Annotated in this window: 6 protein-coding genes; 5 read left to right on the top strand and 1 reads right to left on the bottom strand. The window is 61.8% G+C overall.

Annotation, left to right across the window (positions count from 1 at the left end):
• Positions 1 to 189: 189 nt before the first annotated feature.
• Positions 190 to 3,609, bottom strand: a complete 3,420-nt coding sequence (locus CG716_RS11655; protein WP_094479617.1) for a DEAD/DEAH box helicase — start codon at positions 3,607 to 3,609, stop codon at positions 190 to 192.
• Between the two features lie 125 nt (positions 3,610 to 3,734).
• On the opposite strand from CG716_RS11655, the gene CG716_RS11650 reads away from it, so the two are divergent.
• The 5 genes from CG716_RS11650 (at position 3,735) to CG716_RS11630 (ending at position 14,833) form a co-directional block, all read left to right on the top strand.
• A complete protein-coding gene (locus tag CG716_RS11650) occupies positions 3,735 to 7,145 on the top strand; it encodes a helicase-related protein (protein WP_094479615.1) in 3,411 nt (1,136 codons plus the stop codon).
• The gene (locus CG716_RS11645) at positions 7,145 to 9,907 is read left to right on the top strand and encodes a DUF1156 domain-containing protein (protein WP_094479613.1); all 2,763 of its coding nucleotides are present in this window, start codon (positions 7,145 to 7,147) and stop codon (positions 9,905 to 9,907) included. Before CG716_RS11650 ends, CG716_RS11645 begins: the two co-directional genes overlap by 1 nt.
• A gap of 1 nt (position 9,908) precedes the next feature.
• Entirely contained in the window at positions 9,909 to 13,271 is a 3,363-nt protein-coding gene (locus tag CG716_RS11640; RefSeq protein WP_207760645.1) for a Swt1 family HEPN domain-containing protein, read from the top strand.
• A 366-nt stretch (positions 13,272 to 13,637) separates the two neighbouring features.
• The gene (locus CG716_RS11635) at positions 13,638 to 13,982 is read left to right on the top strand and encodes a cation efflux transmembrane domain-containing protein (RefSeq protein ID WP_207760644.1); all 345 of its coding nucleotides are present in this window, start codon (positions 13,638 to 13,640) and stop codon (positions 13,980 to 13,982) included.
• A 401-nt stretch (positions 13,983 to 14,383) separates the two neighbouring features.
• The gene (locus tag CG716_RS11630) at positions 14,384 to 14,833 is read left to right on the top strand and encodes a hypothetical protein (protein ID WP_094479609.1); all 450 of its coding nucleotides are present in this window, start codon (positions 14,384 to 14,386) and stop codon (positions 14,831 to 14,833) included.
• Positions 14,834 to 14,835: the final 2 nt, after the last annotated feature.

The raw sequence follows: 14,835 nt of genomic DNA, 5'->3' as shown, positions 1-14,835 counted from the left end.
GGCCCGCCCTTCGCCAGAGACCGAAACGCCAAGATCTGAACGCGTAAGGCGATCCGACGTGGCGTCAAGCGCAGTCTTCCCGCATGGATTGTGAAGCATGCGGGCAAACACCTTCGAACTTGCTGCTTCTGCAGCGACCGATCCATATGCCGATGTCCTTCGGGGAAGCGAGATTTGGGTTGCACCCGCTCAAATACCGAGCCGCTTCGCGGCCATGACAGCCTTCCGAAGGTCGGTGGCCGATTGCGTATTGCCGAGCAAATTGCCCACGTTCTTGATCAGTTCGCCATCAGAGATCGATCCTCGTCCCCCGGAAGCCTTACGGCAGTATTGCACTACCTCGTGGGGTGGAACGATATCGAGCGTTCGGGGCCCAAGTTCGCGTGCGGCGGTGGAAGCTTGAGTAGACAGTCTGAAAGTTCTTGGCTTGTTACCAGTTTGGTTGAACGGATTCTCCGAGATGATCAGCTGGCGTCGCTCAGCGGCCGAGATCGCACGGTTGAGTAGGCGTGAGAACTCGTCGTAAGATTCTCGGCCTGGCGCGCACTTCATATACACCTGGTGGATGCGCCAACCCGTCATCGGTCCTTCGGCGTCAACGATGCGCACCACATTGTCGATGATGCGGTCGGCTGAAGTCTGCGAGATCGGTGTCAGCGGTTGAGTAAAGGCCTTGTACGGCTTGAGATCCGCTACGCCAGGACTGGCCGTCTTCGGCGTGGCGCCTGGCGCTACCGAGGGCTTCTGCTGGCGAACGGCCACACTCCGTGGTTGTTCGGTGAACCTGCTTGGGCTGGGTCGGCCAGTCGCCGGGTACGACTGCGAGGTCGGTTCGATTGAGGTCGCGGGCTGTACGGCGACGGGGTCCATTGCCGCAGGCGTCTGAACGGGCGGACGAGGATCGCGAGACGGTGGCTCTGGAGCCTCCGGAACGCCTCCGGTCGCGTTGACTGGCTTTTGAGTCGGTTCCGCGGAAGTGCCCTGGCCGAAGATCCGTTCACGTTCGGCGGCGATGATGTCGCGCGCGAGTTCAGCCTCTGTGACGTCATAGGCCTCCGGCGCACTGGCTGCGGTTTCGCTCTCGCGGGCGAAGCTTTCGAACAATTCCTGCTTGCGGGCGAGGATCTCGCGGACGCGCTGGTCGACACCTTCGTCGGACAAGAGCCGGTGCACCTGGACGGATTCCAGCTGTCCCATCCGATGCGCCCGGGCGATGGCCTGCCACTCGGTGGTGGGTTTCAGTTGGGGTTCGCAGATCACCACGACGGAGGCGGCTTGGATGTTCAGTCCGACGCCCCCAGCGATGATCTGAGCGACGAGGACGGCACCCTTCTTGGCAGCTGAGAAATCGTCGACCATGACCTGACGTTGGCTGGCGGCGACCGACCCGGTCAGCGGTCCGAAGACACGGCCCGGCATGTGTTGTGCCACGTCCCGCAGGACGTCGAGGAAATGTGAGAAGACGACGACGCGTCGCCCGTTGGCTTCTGCCTCTTCGACGATCTCGACGAGTCGTTGCATCTTGGCCGATTTGATCCCCTGACGCATGCACGCCTGACGCATCGACATGAAGTTGCGGTCGGCGACGGCGCCGCTGTATGCCGACGCGTCCTCGCTCGACATGGTGACCCATTCATCGACCTCGACGAGCTGCGGGAGCTCTGTCAGGACGTCTTCCTGGTTGCGGCGCAGATACGCGGGCGCTACCTGTCGGCGGAACTTCCGGGGTGAGAACTCATCTGCGTCCAGCGCCAGATCAGGACGAAGGTAACTGACCAGGTTGCGAAACTCGTCGAGTCGATTTTCCAGCGGTGTTCCAGTGAGAAGGACTGCGCGTTCGCAGGAGTCGAGAACCTGCGCCGTGCGCTGTGTCCTGCGCGCATCGGGATTCTTGATGTAGTGCGCTTCGTCGACAACTACGCATCCAAGGGTCGGCACGGCGACGTTCGCTGTCAGCCATGGCAGGGTCTCGAAGGTGGTGACAGCGATGCCGCCGTTGCGTGCCCAGTTCTTCGCGGCCCATTGGCGGTCTGGACCGTGCAGCCGGTGCGCCGGAAGCTTCGACTTGGCGGTGATTTCGCGCACCCAGTTGGTCACCACGGCGGCGGGGCATATGACGAGGAAGTTGTGGTCGCCCTTAGCGCGTAAGTGAGTGAGGACCGCGATCGCCTCAACCGTCTTTCCCAATCCCATCTCGTCGCCGATGATGACCTTGCGTTGGACCAGGGCGAAGCGGGCAGCGAAGCTCTGGTATCCGCGCAACGAGGCGGTCAGGTGGTCAGCCTTGAGCTCGAACTCACGGACTGCCTGGATGATCTCCGTGGGAAGGTCGCCGTGTGTCTTCTCGTCGTCTTCGGTGATGAATCCGAGTTCTGCCAGCAGCGCGAAGTAGTCGGCGGGGCGAGTCAGGAAGTCGTCCCACGGATCGCCGGATACAGCGGAGCTGTGGGCGTTCGAGATGGACCACGCAGATTGTGCGACGGCGTCGACCGCGTCGCGGAACTCTTCGACCTTCGCCGATGACGTTGGCATCACGATGGCGTGCGTTACCGCCTTGTCGATGACCGCAGCGACTGGAGCCAGCGTGTCGACGAGCTCGACAACGGCGGGTGACGGTAAGGCTCGACGGCCGGCATCCCAGGCCCTCAGCCGACGCAGGAACTCCGTGTACTCGGGTGTGCGGCTGTTGATGTCGATACGCATCGGCATCTCGTCGAAGGTGTTCTGCCGCAGTGTCCGTGCTGCAGCACGGATACGTTTGGCCGACGTTTCGCCGATTCCGTCAAGCCTCTCCAGCCGGTTCTCGCTGAGCAGCACCGCGTGCACATTGCTGATGCCGTTGCCGGTGAGCGCTCCGACGCGGATCTTGTCGCGACTCGCCTCCCGCAGGCGCTCGACGGACATTTCGGCGAGCATCCGGTCGGTTTCTTTGTTCCGGACCGTGTTTCCGCCGTCGAATGCCGCCTTGCGCAGCTTGGCCTCGTCGGCAGCCGCCTTCTGGATGATGGTCACCGCGCTGGGCAACTTCGCAAATGACGTCGCCGCAGCAAGCGCGGCGTTCGCCCCACGGTCGGGCAGGTCGTGCGCGAAGCCCACCCAGTCCGCAAGGGCATCGGGGATCCCGAGCGTTCGGACCCGTGGGTCGTCCCGCGGTGTTGCTCGCGCAATCTCGTCCTGCAACCGGCTTGTTAGAAACCAGCGACGATAGTCAGTCAGAAACTGCGCGGCCTGGTTGGCCTTCTCCCGGGTAGCGCCGAAGAGGAGGAGCCGGCCAAATCCGGTGACCTTGCGCAGATCGTCGGTGGCTTGACCTACCTCGGTAGTCAGCCGGTCGAGTTCTCGTTGGATGTCGGGTGGGACCTGAGGAAGCGTGGCCTTGGCGGCAACCGCACGGAGTGGTTCGAGGTCGCTGGTGTGCAGTGGCAGGAAGTGCCAACGCACCCGATTGTCGCGCCGCGCCTGAACTAAACGGCCGCGCAGCCCGGTTGATGCCTTGTTTGCGGCGTCGATCACTTGCGCTCGGGCAGCGAGAACGGCACGGGCTGCGTCAACCCAGCCGCGTACCTCGTCTCCGATCTCCGACGTCGATGGCTGCTCGTGCGCGCTCATCGCCCCCCACTGGTCGTCCAATTTCAGCGAAGATTAGCGAACCTAGCGACGCCGTGCGAGCTCTCCCGGATATTGTCGGATACCTCGACTAGCGTGGGTCGGCTGTCTACTGGGGAGGACGAACGGTGCTGCTAGAAGAGCTAAAGCCAGGTCTGCGGATCGATGGGCTCATCCCAGCGCAGGTGATCACGGTGATCTTCGCCCAATGGCACGGCACTGACGCTCTGGAGCTGACCTACAAGACCAACGACGGCGCACTCGGCCAGCAGGTCGTGTTCCGCAAAGACCAGGACAACCTCACCGTCGCCCAGACCGGCAGCCGCGCGTTCGACGCCAACGCCACAGACTTCAAGATGGTCGCCGAGGCCCAGCGGATCACCCTGGCCGGCCTGTTCGACCCGATGCTGGCAGTGGCCACCAGCGATGTCCGGCCGCTCCCCCATCAGATCCGTGCTGTCTACGGAGAGCTTCTGCCCCGCACGCCGTTGCGCTTCCTGCTCGCTGACGACCCCGGCGCCGGCAAGACCATCATGGCCGGGCTCTACATAAAAGAACTCCTGTTACGCGACGACGTGCGTCAATGCCTGATCGTCGCCCCCGGCGGGCTGGTCGAGCAGTGGCAGGACGAGTTGTTCTTCAAGTTCGGGCTGCGCTTCGACCTGCTGACGAACCAGCTCATCGACGCCAACGTCAACCTCAACGTCTTCGAGACAAATCCACTATTGATCGCACGGATGGATCAGCTGTCGCGCAACGAGGAGCTGCAGGCCCAACTCAAGGAAACCGAGTGGGACCTGATCATCGTCGACGAAGCACACCGCATGGGCGCCCACTACTTCGGCGGCAAGCTGGAGAAGACGAAACGCTTCCTGCTCGGTGAAATGCTCGGGCGTATCACGCGGCACCTGTTGCTGATGACCGCGACGCCACACTCGGGCAAGGAAGAAGACTTCCAGCTCTTCCTCACCCTGCTCGACCGTGACCGCTTCGAAGGCAAGAACACCAAGACCGCCAACACCGACGGCGTCATGCGGCGCATGGTCAAAGAGGATCTGCTGACCTTCGAGGGCAAGAAACTCTTCCCCGAGCGTCGCGCCGAGACTGTGCCCTACGAGCTCACCGCGCTGGAGTACTCGCTGTACGCGCAGGTCACCGACTACGTGCGCGAAGGGATGAATCGGGCCGACCGGGTGGGCGGCAAACGCAAGAACACTGTCGGGTTCGCCCTCACCGTGCTGCAACGGCGCCTGGCGTCCAGCCCTGAAGCCATCTACCGGAGCCTCGTGCGTCGCACCGAGCGCCTGGAGCGTAAGAAGCTCGAAATCCTCAACGGCACCTACACCGACAAAGAGCCCACCATCGACTTCGAGGGCCTGGACGCCGACGACTACAACTCCGAGCAGATCGAAGAACTCGAAGAGGAACTACTCGACGCCGCCACCGCTGCCCAAACCGTCGAGGAACTCGACGCCGAGATTCTCGAACTGGCAGAGTTGACGACGGTCGCCAAACAGGTCCGCGACTCCGGCACCGACCGCAAATGGACCGAGCTGAGCAGAATTCTGCAAGACGAAGCGCTGACGGTCGACGCCAACGGGTCGCCGCGCAAGCTCATCATCTTCACCGAACACCGAGACACCCTCGACTATCTCGCGAGCCGCATCCGGACGTTGATCGGCAAGCCCAACGCCGTACAGGCCATCCACGGTGGGGTGCGCCGCAAGGAACGGCGCATGATCACCGAAGAGTTCACCAAGAACCGCGACTGCCAGATCCTGCTGGCCACCGACGCCGCCGGCGAAGGCCTCAACCTTCAAGCCGCCCATCTGATGGTCAACTACGATCTGCCGTGGAACCCCAACCGCATCGAACAGCGCTTCGGTCGCATTCACCGCATCGGCCAAGAAGAAGTCTGCCGGCTGTGGAATCTCGTCGCCAGCAACACCCGCGAAGGCGCGGTCTTCGAACGCCTGCTGGAAAAGATCGAAGAGCAGCGGAAGGCGTATGGCGGCAAGGTCTTCGATGTTCTCGGTGAAGCTTTTGCCGATACTCCTTTGCGAGAGTTGCTCTTGGATGCGATCCGTTACGGTGAACGCGACGAGGTGAAGGCCAAGATGCATGAGGTCATCGATCACAAGGTGGCCGATGGACTCAAGGAGTTGCTCGACGAACGCGCCCTGGCGTCGGATCACCTCGCCGACGCCGATCTGGTCAAGCTGCGTGCCGCCATGGACGAGGCCCGCGCCCGCCGGCTACAACCGCACTACATCGAGCTCGCGTTCAAGGCCGCGTTCACCCGGCTTGGTGGTCGCATCGCCAAACGCGAACGCGGTCGCTACGAGATCGCCAACGTCCCAGCACAAATCAGAGCCAGCAAGTACCAGCCGATCGCGACCAAGTACGACCGAGTCACCTTCGACCTGGAACACGTGCACTCCGAGGAACTGGCACGCGCCGACCTGCTGGCACCGGGACATCCGCTCCACGACGCGGTGATGGACGAAGCCATTCGGCATTTCGGCGGCACTCTCAACAGCGGCACGGTGCTGGTGTCGGCGGCGCTGGAGGAGCCGCATCTGCTGGTGGGTGTCGTCGAGGAGGTCGCCGACGCCACCGGTGCCGCGGTATCCAGACGATTCGGTTACGCCTATGTCGACAGCCTGGGCACCGTGACGCCCGCCGGCCCGGCACCGTATCTGGACTGTGTGGCCGCGCCGGAGACGCCCGCTGTCGCGGCAGCGCGCCAATTGCCTTGGCTGGCGGAGGCTGAGGATCGCGCGACCAGTTGGATCATCACGACTCAACTCCCCGAGTACCTCGCCGAAGTACAGCCGCGCCGCGCCGCTGAGCTCGCCAAGACCCGGGAGCTCGTAGTGAAGCGCCTTGAGGCCGAACGCGACCGGATGCTTCTCGATGCCGCGGTCGCGGCTGAGAAGGAGCAATCCGGCGAGAAGCCGAAAGAGTCGGCCGAAAGTCTCAACCGCAAAGCCGTCGAGCTCGACGCGCGGCTCCGCAATCGTCTCGATCTGCTCGACAAGCAGGCCTTGATGTCCACCAAGCCGCCGCGGATCATGACCGCCGCGCTGGTACTGCCAGTTGCCATGGTCGACGGCGAACTGCCGGCGTCGGCACCCATTCACGCCAAGGAAACCAAAGAGGTCGAACGCCGTGGTGTCGACCTCGTGATGGCGACTGAACGAGCTCTTAGCCGTACGCCCGTCGAACAGTCCTTCAATAACAAGGGTTTCGACATCCTGTCCTCGGACGCCAACGGTGACACGTACCGCGTCGAGGTCAAAGCCCGACTCGATGGTGCTGAGGATTTCTTCGTCACGCACAACGAAGTGATGGTCGGCAAGAACGCAGCACCCCGCTACCGACTGGCGTTGGTGAAGGTCGATCCGCGAGGGCCGGCACATGACGAGATCCGCTATCTCGACAACCCGTTCGCGTCGACGGACTTGGGTGACTTTGAGGCCACTGGTGTACGTGGTGACTGGAACAAGATGTGGAACAAGGGAACTGAGCCATTCTGATGACTTCTGACAATCAACAGCCGAAGCGCAAGCTGATCGAGGTCGCGCTGCCACTGGAAGCAATCAATCGCGCGGCGGCAGACGAGAAAGCAGTTCCGCGCAGAGGACACCCAGCAACACTTCACCTCTGGTGGGCCCGACGCCCACTGGCGGCGGCTCGTGCTGTTCTGTTCGCACAGCTAGTTGATGACCCAAGCGCACGACCAGATGAATTTCCCACCGAGGACGCTCAGCGGATAGAACGTGAACGGCTGCACCGAATCATTGAGCGGCTCGTCCACTGGAGCAATACCGGCGACACCAAGCTGTTCGCCGAAGCGAACCAGGAAATCCTGAAGTCGGCGGGCGGAAAGCTACCGTCCGTCCTAGATCCATTCGCCGGCGGCGGCACCATTCCACTAGAGGCGCAACGCCTCGGCCTCAATGCGATCGCCTCCGACCTCAACCCAGTGCCCGTTCTTATCAACAAAGCGCTCATCGAGATTCCGCCCAAATTCCATAACCAACGACCGGTCGCTCCTGGCCTCGCTGATTCCGAGATCCAAGACTGGAGCGGCACGAGTGGTCTTGCTGCTGACGTTGCCGAGTATGGAACCTGGATGCGCAATGAGGCTTTGACTCGCATCGGTCATCTCTATCCAGACGTCGACGGACACAGCGTCGTTGGTTGGATTTGGACACGAACTGTCACCTGCCCCAACCCAGCTTGTCAGATCGAACTGCCACTTGTGCGGTCATGGTGGCTAGGCAAGAAGAAGGGCAAAGAGACCTACGTGCTGCCCGTCATCATTGACGACCCTTCGCATCCATCCGGGATGCGAGTCAAGTTCGAAATCGGCAAGGGGCTAGACGGGGCTCCTACCAGTGAGTCCGACGGAACAGTTACGCGAACAGGCGCCGTTTGCATTGCATGCCAGTCACCCGTGACTCTGAAATATGTACGAGCGGAGGGCGCCGCAGCCCGGATGGGCCAGCGGATGATGGCGGTGGTTGCTGAGGGAGTTCGATCCCGCTTGTATCTCGCTCCCGACGACTTGCAGATCGATGCGGCCCGGGCAGCAGAACCGACGAATGTACCGGACGCGGAGATCCCCGATCAGGCTTTGGGTTTCCGAGTCCAAGCGTATGGAATGACAAAGTGGTCTGACTTGTTCACTCGCCGCCAACTTGTCGCGCTCACCACATTCAGCGACCTGGTAGGCGAAGCTCGGACTCGCGTTATCGCAGATGGAGGAAGCGAGGAGTACGCCGACGCCGTTGCGACTTATCTCGGGTTTCTGATGTCGAAGCTGGCCGATTGGCTGTCAGCGTTCTGTTCATGGATGGCGCCAGTAGAAAAGGTCCGAGACACGTTCGCACGCCAAGCAATCCCGATGGTTTGGGACTTCATGGAGATTAATCCGTTCTCCCACTCTGTTGGCAACGCGTCTGCTCACTTTGAGTGGATCGTGGCGGCGATCAAAACTCTCCCCAGCACATCAAACGAAGTCACCATTCGGCAGGGCGATGCGAAGGACCTGATCACACAGAACGCCGTGATCTCGACCGATCCGCCCTACTACGACAACATCGGATACTCCGACCTGTCTGATTACTTTTATGTTTGGCTTCGGAGAACTCTAAGGAATGTCCACCCTGACGTGTTCGGGACACTGCTTGTGCCAAAGTCGCAGGAACTCGTTGCAAATCCCTTCCGCCACAATGGAAAAGAGGGAGCTAAGCGATTCTTCGAGGACGGCTTCAGGGAAGTCTTTGCATCAGCACGGGCTTCGGCCAACCCGGATTACCCAATGACCGTGTACTACGCGTTCCGCCAATCAGAGATCAGCGCTGAGGGCGAAGCCTCAAGCGGATGGGAGACTCTTCTCGAAGGAATGATTCGTTCAGGCTGGGAGATCACCTCTACGTGGCCAATGCGAAGTGAACGCGGAGGACGCATGATCAGCGTAGGCACGAACGCGCTTGCCTCGTCAATTGTGCTTTCCCTACGGCCGCGTTCGGAGAAGGCATCCACCATTGATCGTCGTGGCTTCATTGGGGCACTGGAAGCTGAGTTGCCCGGGGCATTGCGCAAGCTTCAGCAAGGTCAAATAGCTCCCGTCGACCTACCCCAGGCCGCGATTGGGCCAGGCATGGCGGTATTCAGCCGCTACAGCGCCGTACTGGAGCCCGATGGCAAGAAAATGACCGTCCGATCCGCGCTATCGCGAATCAACGAGATCCTTGATCGCGTCCTCAACGAACAGGAGGGTGACTTTGATTCCACATCTCGGTTCGCGATTGCCTGGTACCGCCAACACGGGTACGGCCTGGGGAAGTTTGGCGACGCCGACAATCTAGCCCGCGCAAGGAACACCAGCGTTGACACCTTGGACCGTGACGAAATCCTGACCTCGCGTGCGGGCAATGTCCAACTCACCAAGCCCGCGAGCCTTAGTTCGGGCTATAACGTGATTGCCGACGAACACACTAGTACCTGGGAAGGCCTCCATCATCTGATCAGAGTTCTTGAGCACGAAGGCATCACAGCTGCCGGCGGGTTTCTGAAGCAGGCCTTAAGCCGAGCGGACGGCGCAGTCAATGCCGACCTCGTGAAGGAGTTGGCCCACTTGTTGTTCCGTATCGCTGAGTCCAGCGGATGGGTAAAGGACGCTTTGAGTTTCAACAGCCTGGTAACGATATGGCCCGAGATTCTCGACGCTGCACAGAGCGAAAGTCGGGTAGTAGATGCCCAAGGTTCACTCAACTTCGAGGAGGACTGAAATGGCGCTAAGCAACCGCGACCGCGTCGACCGGATGTTTCAGACGATGGCGCCTCCGCTCGATGACTTCATCGCCTCCGTTATCGGCCAAGGCGATCCAGCACTCGGAGCGGCTTGGACGAAACTCGTTCAGCTCAAGGACAGCAAGAATGGCGCGCCGTCCGACAAGACGTACAACCCGCTGGACCCACAGGTCCAGTTCCGTGTCCTCACCGAGAAAGCCATCACTACAGGCTTTAAGCCGGGTTGGTATCCATTCAGTCAGACGCTGGGCAAGGCCGGGGAGTCGTTCGCTATCGAGCTCCGCGAAGTCCGTAACACGTGGGCCCACAACGGCACCTTCAGCGACGATGATGCCTACAGAGCCTTGGATACCGGTGAGCGATTGCTCAAGCTGATCGGCGCCGCCAAGGAAGCCGACGAGGTCCACGCGATCCGCCTCAACCTACGCCGGGTCACTGCCGACAAAGACGACAAGAAGACGCTCAAGGCCGCCGTCGACAACCCCGAGGCCGCCGGCCTCAAGCCCTGGCGCGATGTGCTGCCGCCCCACCACGATGTCGCTACCGGAAACTTCGCGGCCTCTGAGTTCGCCGCCGACCTCTACAAAGTGGCATTTGGCGGTGAACAGGATTCTGGCTACGCCGACGCCGTCGAGTTCTTCCGCCGCACCTACCTCACCGAGGGACTGACGGATCTCGTCGGCCGAGCTGTGCGCCGGCTCTCCGGCGATGACAACGCCCCGCCAGTTATTAACCTGCAGACCAACTTTGGCGGCGGCAAGACGCACTCGATGCTCGCGCTGTGGCACGTCGCGGCGGGATTGCCCGTCGGGCGGTTCCCGCAGGATACCCAGGAGCTGCTCACCACGAATGGCTACACCGGCGCAAAGGTCAACCGGGTCGCCATTGTCGGCAACCACTTCAGCCCGTCGGGAGAGACCAAGGACGACGGCACCCATGTCAACACCCTCTGGGGTGAGCTCGCCTGGCAACTCGGCGGCTCGGAGGCCTATGCACTGATCGCCAAGGCCGACGCGGACCGCACCACCCCTGGCGAAGCCCTGCACGAGCTGCTCGCCAAGTACTCCCCCGCCGTCATCCTGATCGATGAATGGGTCGCCTACGCCCGTTCACTCGTCGGCCGCGACGACCTGGCTGGAGGCACCTTCGACGACCAGTTCACCTTCGCCCAATCGCTCACAGAGGCCGCGAAGGGTACTTCCGGTGTCCTGCTGGTCATTTCCATCCCCGCCTCGGAATCCGGCGATGCACCCGACAAAATCGTCGCCGGCAACGCCGAGGAGGTCGGCGGCGCGCACGGCCTCGAAGCACTTAAAAGGCTGCAGAACGTCGTGCGCCGCGTCGCCGACCAGTGGCGACCGGCGTCCTCTGCCGAGGCCTACCAGATCGTCCGACAGCGGCTATTCATCCAGCCCAACGGTGCTGCACTGGCCTCGATCGGCGCCACCGCCCGGGCGTACGTCGACATGTACCGCAAATACACCGACGACTTTCCTCGCGAATCCCGCGACACAGCCTACGAAGACCGCATCAAACGGACATACCCAATCCATCCCGAGCTGTTCGACCGACTCTACGAAGAGTGGTCGTCGCTGGAGCGTTTCCAACGCACCCGCGGTGTCCTGCGGCTGATGAGCAGCGTCATTCATGCGTTGTGGACCGGTGAGGACGCGTCACCATTGATCATGCCTGGGTCCATCCCGCTGGCCACCTCCAGTGTGAACGCCGAACTCACCAGTTATCTGCAGGACTCCTGGAAAGCCATCATCGACGCCGATGTCGACGGACCGAACTCCGAACCGGCCCGTATCGACAAAGAGAAGCCCGTCTTTGGTCAGCGGTCGCTCACCAAGCGACTTGCCCGCACCGTCTTCTTCGGCGCGACACCGACGATCGGCTCCGCACACAAAGGGCTTGAGACCCAACGCGTTTTCCTTGGCACCGCCGTACCCGGTGACGTGCCGGGCAACTTCCATGCCGCACTGACTCAGCTGGGTGATCGCGCCACGTACTTCTACTCCGGATCGGGCAAGTACTGGTATGACCTGCAGGCCAACATCAGCCGCACCGCGAAGGACCAAGCCGAGCGCCTACATAAGGAAGACGTGTGGGCCGAGATCGCACACCGTCTGCAAGCCCAGGCAAAAACACGTGGGGACTTCGCAGGCGTGCACGTCTGCCCGGAAGCCAACGCTGACATCCCGGACACCGATGAAGCCCGCCTGGTGATCCTGCATCCGAAGGCGGCGCACAAGCGCGGATCGGACTCGCCCGCAAAGGCGTTTGCGCACAATGCCACCGAGCAGCGCGGCACCGCTAACCGGACCAACCGCAACATGCTGGTGTACCTGGCTGCTGACGAAGCTCGACTCGAAGAACTGGATGCCGCCACGCGGGACTATCTGGGGTGGACCCACGTGTTGGCGAACGAGGCTGACCTGGACCTGACGCAGAACCAGAAGAACCAAGCCTCGAATCGGCAGGCGCAAGCCGACCAGACGGTAAAGTCCCGTCTTCTGCAGACCTTTACGTGGGCCCTGGTGCCCTACCAACCGGACGCTAGCGCTCCATTTATACTGCGGGAGACGAAGATTGAGGGCCAGTCCGAGTCACTGGCCGAGCGGGTTTCCCGCCGGCTCGGCAGCGACGGGGATCTGTCGAGCCGCCAGGCAGCGGTCACGATTCGGCTGGCCATCAACAAGGTCCCGCAGATCTGGAAAGACGGCAACGTCAGCCTTGGGGCGCTGTGGGCGCTCTACTGCCAGTATCCGTACATGCCGCGCTTGCGGGACCGCCGAGTGCTGGAGGAGGGTGTCCTCGACCTCCCGATGATCTGGGAAACCGACGCGTTCGCTCTCGCGACGAGTATCGATGCTTCCACGGGACGTTATGTCGGACTGTGGATTCCCGGGGATACCAACTCAGCACCTGCGCCCGCTGATTCGCTGCTGCTGGTGCGCCCTGACGTCGCGCTACATCAACGTCAGCACGAGGCGCCGACAGGGACTGGAGCTGGTACTGAGACCGGCATTGGAATCGGCACGGACACTGGGACGGAGAGTTCAACGGGGGAAGACACCGGAACCGGCCCGGGTCCAGTAGATATTGCATTCACACGCTTTTACGGTGTAAAGACGCTCAGCTCAGACAAGATCGCGATGGAGTTCAAGAACATCGCCGACGAAGTAATAGCCAATCTGCGGGAGCATGGCATCGACCTGGTCGTGAAGATTGAGATCGAAGCGGTCGACTTTACAGGCTTCGACGAGAACAAGATTCGGACTGTTTCCGAGAACGCAAAGACGTTGAAGTTTGATCAGTCAGGATTCGAGTCAGCGTGAAACCGCGCTGCCCAGATACCCCCGGAGTCCACAGCTTGTCCCGATTCTCCAGCTGAAGACCACTGTCCTGTCAGCTGGTCAGCCGGTGGTCCGCAGCCAGTCCGCAGTAACGTCGTTCGCGCCCTTACGCATCCAACCAAATCAACATGATGAGGTGGCACTTCAAACGCTTCCAGCGCCGTCCTCATCGCCAAACTCGCTGGTGGTGTCGTTCGGGACGAAGAGGTCGTGGGTTCGAATCCCGCCACCCCGACCGCGAAAAGTACAGGTAAAAGCCCTGATTCGGATTGTCCGATCAGGGCTTCCTGCGTACTCGGTACTGCCCCTGGAGCCCGTTACCAACGCCTCTCGGACGGCCAGCTCACGGTGCAGTCCACCGTCGTCCTGGTCAGCGGCCACCACGCCACGCCAAGCCCGCTGGGAATCGTGTGGACCGCAATCACCGCGCTTGTGATGTTTCTCTTGGCGGCAGGCAAGGCCCGAACGGGGGCTGCACTGAACAACCCCGTTTTGCGCACCGAAGGACGCGTGACACTAATCGACGGCCTGCTGGCGGCGGCGGTGTTGGCGGGTCTAACCCTGAACGCGACATTGGGCTGGTGGTGGGCCGACCCTGCAGCCGGGTACGTCTTGGCCTTCTATGCAGCGCGCGAGGTCCGCTCCATCAACTTCACCGGAAACGAACCCGCGGAGCGAGAGCGACTGCCATAGCGTCCGCAATCCGTCCGCAGTGACTTCAGCAACCACCTGAACTCGCCGACGTCGTCAACCCGCTTACGGCTAGTTCTTGGCGCTCCCAACATCGCTAATGGCGACGACCCCTGGATTCGACTCTTTCGCGTCGACTGGATCAGGCGTTTCAATCGGACCGCAGATTGGGCAACCCGCGCAAGGGGTAACTCCGTTGAGGCCGATGCACCAACTGCGCGCGACCAACCGCCTGGCTAACCCGGCGGGCGCGGCGCTGTGATACGTACCCAACGCCACCAGACGGTGGTGGGCACGCCTCTCGTCAAGAAGAGGGCAGTGGTGAAACGAATCGCGGTTACCGGAACTGGCTTCGCTTGCATACGCGATGTCGGAGTCAGCGCACGAAACTAAGGAGTTGCACCATGAACGTCAAAACAGATTTCGCCAAGGGCGCCGTCGCTGCTGTGTTGGGCCTGTCGGCCCTCGGACTGGGAGCCGGAGCCGGCATCGCTTCGGCTGACCCGGGCCAACCCTGTTGGCAACAGAACTGCCAGGGTAATGACCACGGAGGTGGCGGCCCGGATGCCCGCGGTAATGGCGGAGACAATCACCAGTGGGGGAATCAGGGACAGCCCGATCAATGGCGGCCGGATCAGGGACAGCCCGATCAGTGGCGGCCCGATCAGGGACAGCCCGATCAGTGGCGGCCCGATCAGGGCTGGGACCAGCGGCCCTGGGATCAGCGGGGCATCGACGACGCACGTTTCGACCATCAACCGTTCAATTGGCAGGGCCAGCGCGTTGAGCCGTACTGGGACCAGGACCGCGGCGCATGGGGCTTCCAGGCGTTCGGCATATGGATTCCGATGTGACA

Origin of the sequence: Mycolicibacterium sphagni, assembly GCF_002250655.1 — a bacterium.
Classification (GTDB): domain Bacteria; phylum Actinomycetota; class Actinomycetes; order Mycobacteriales; family Mycobacteriaceae; genus Mycobacterium; species Mycobacterium sphagni.
The sequence above is the reverse complement of the archived record's forward strand: the minus strand, read 5'-3'. Positions and strand labels throughout refer to the sequence as shown.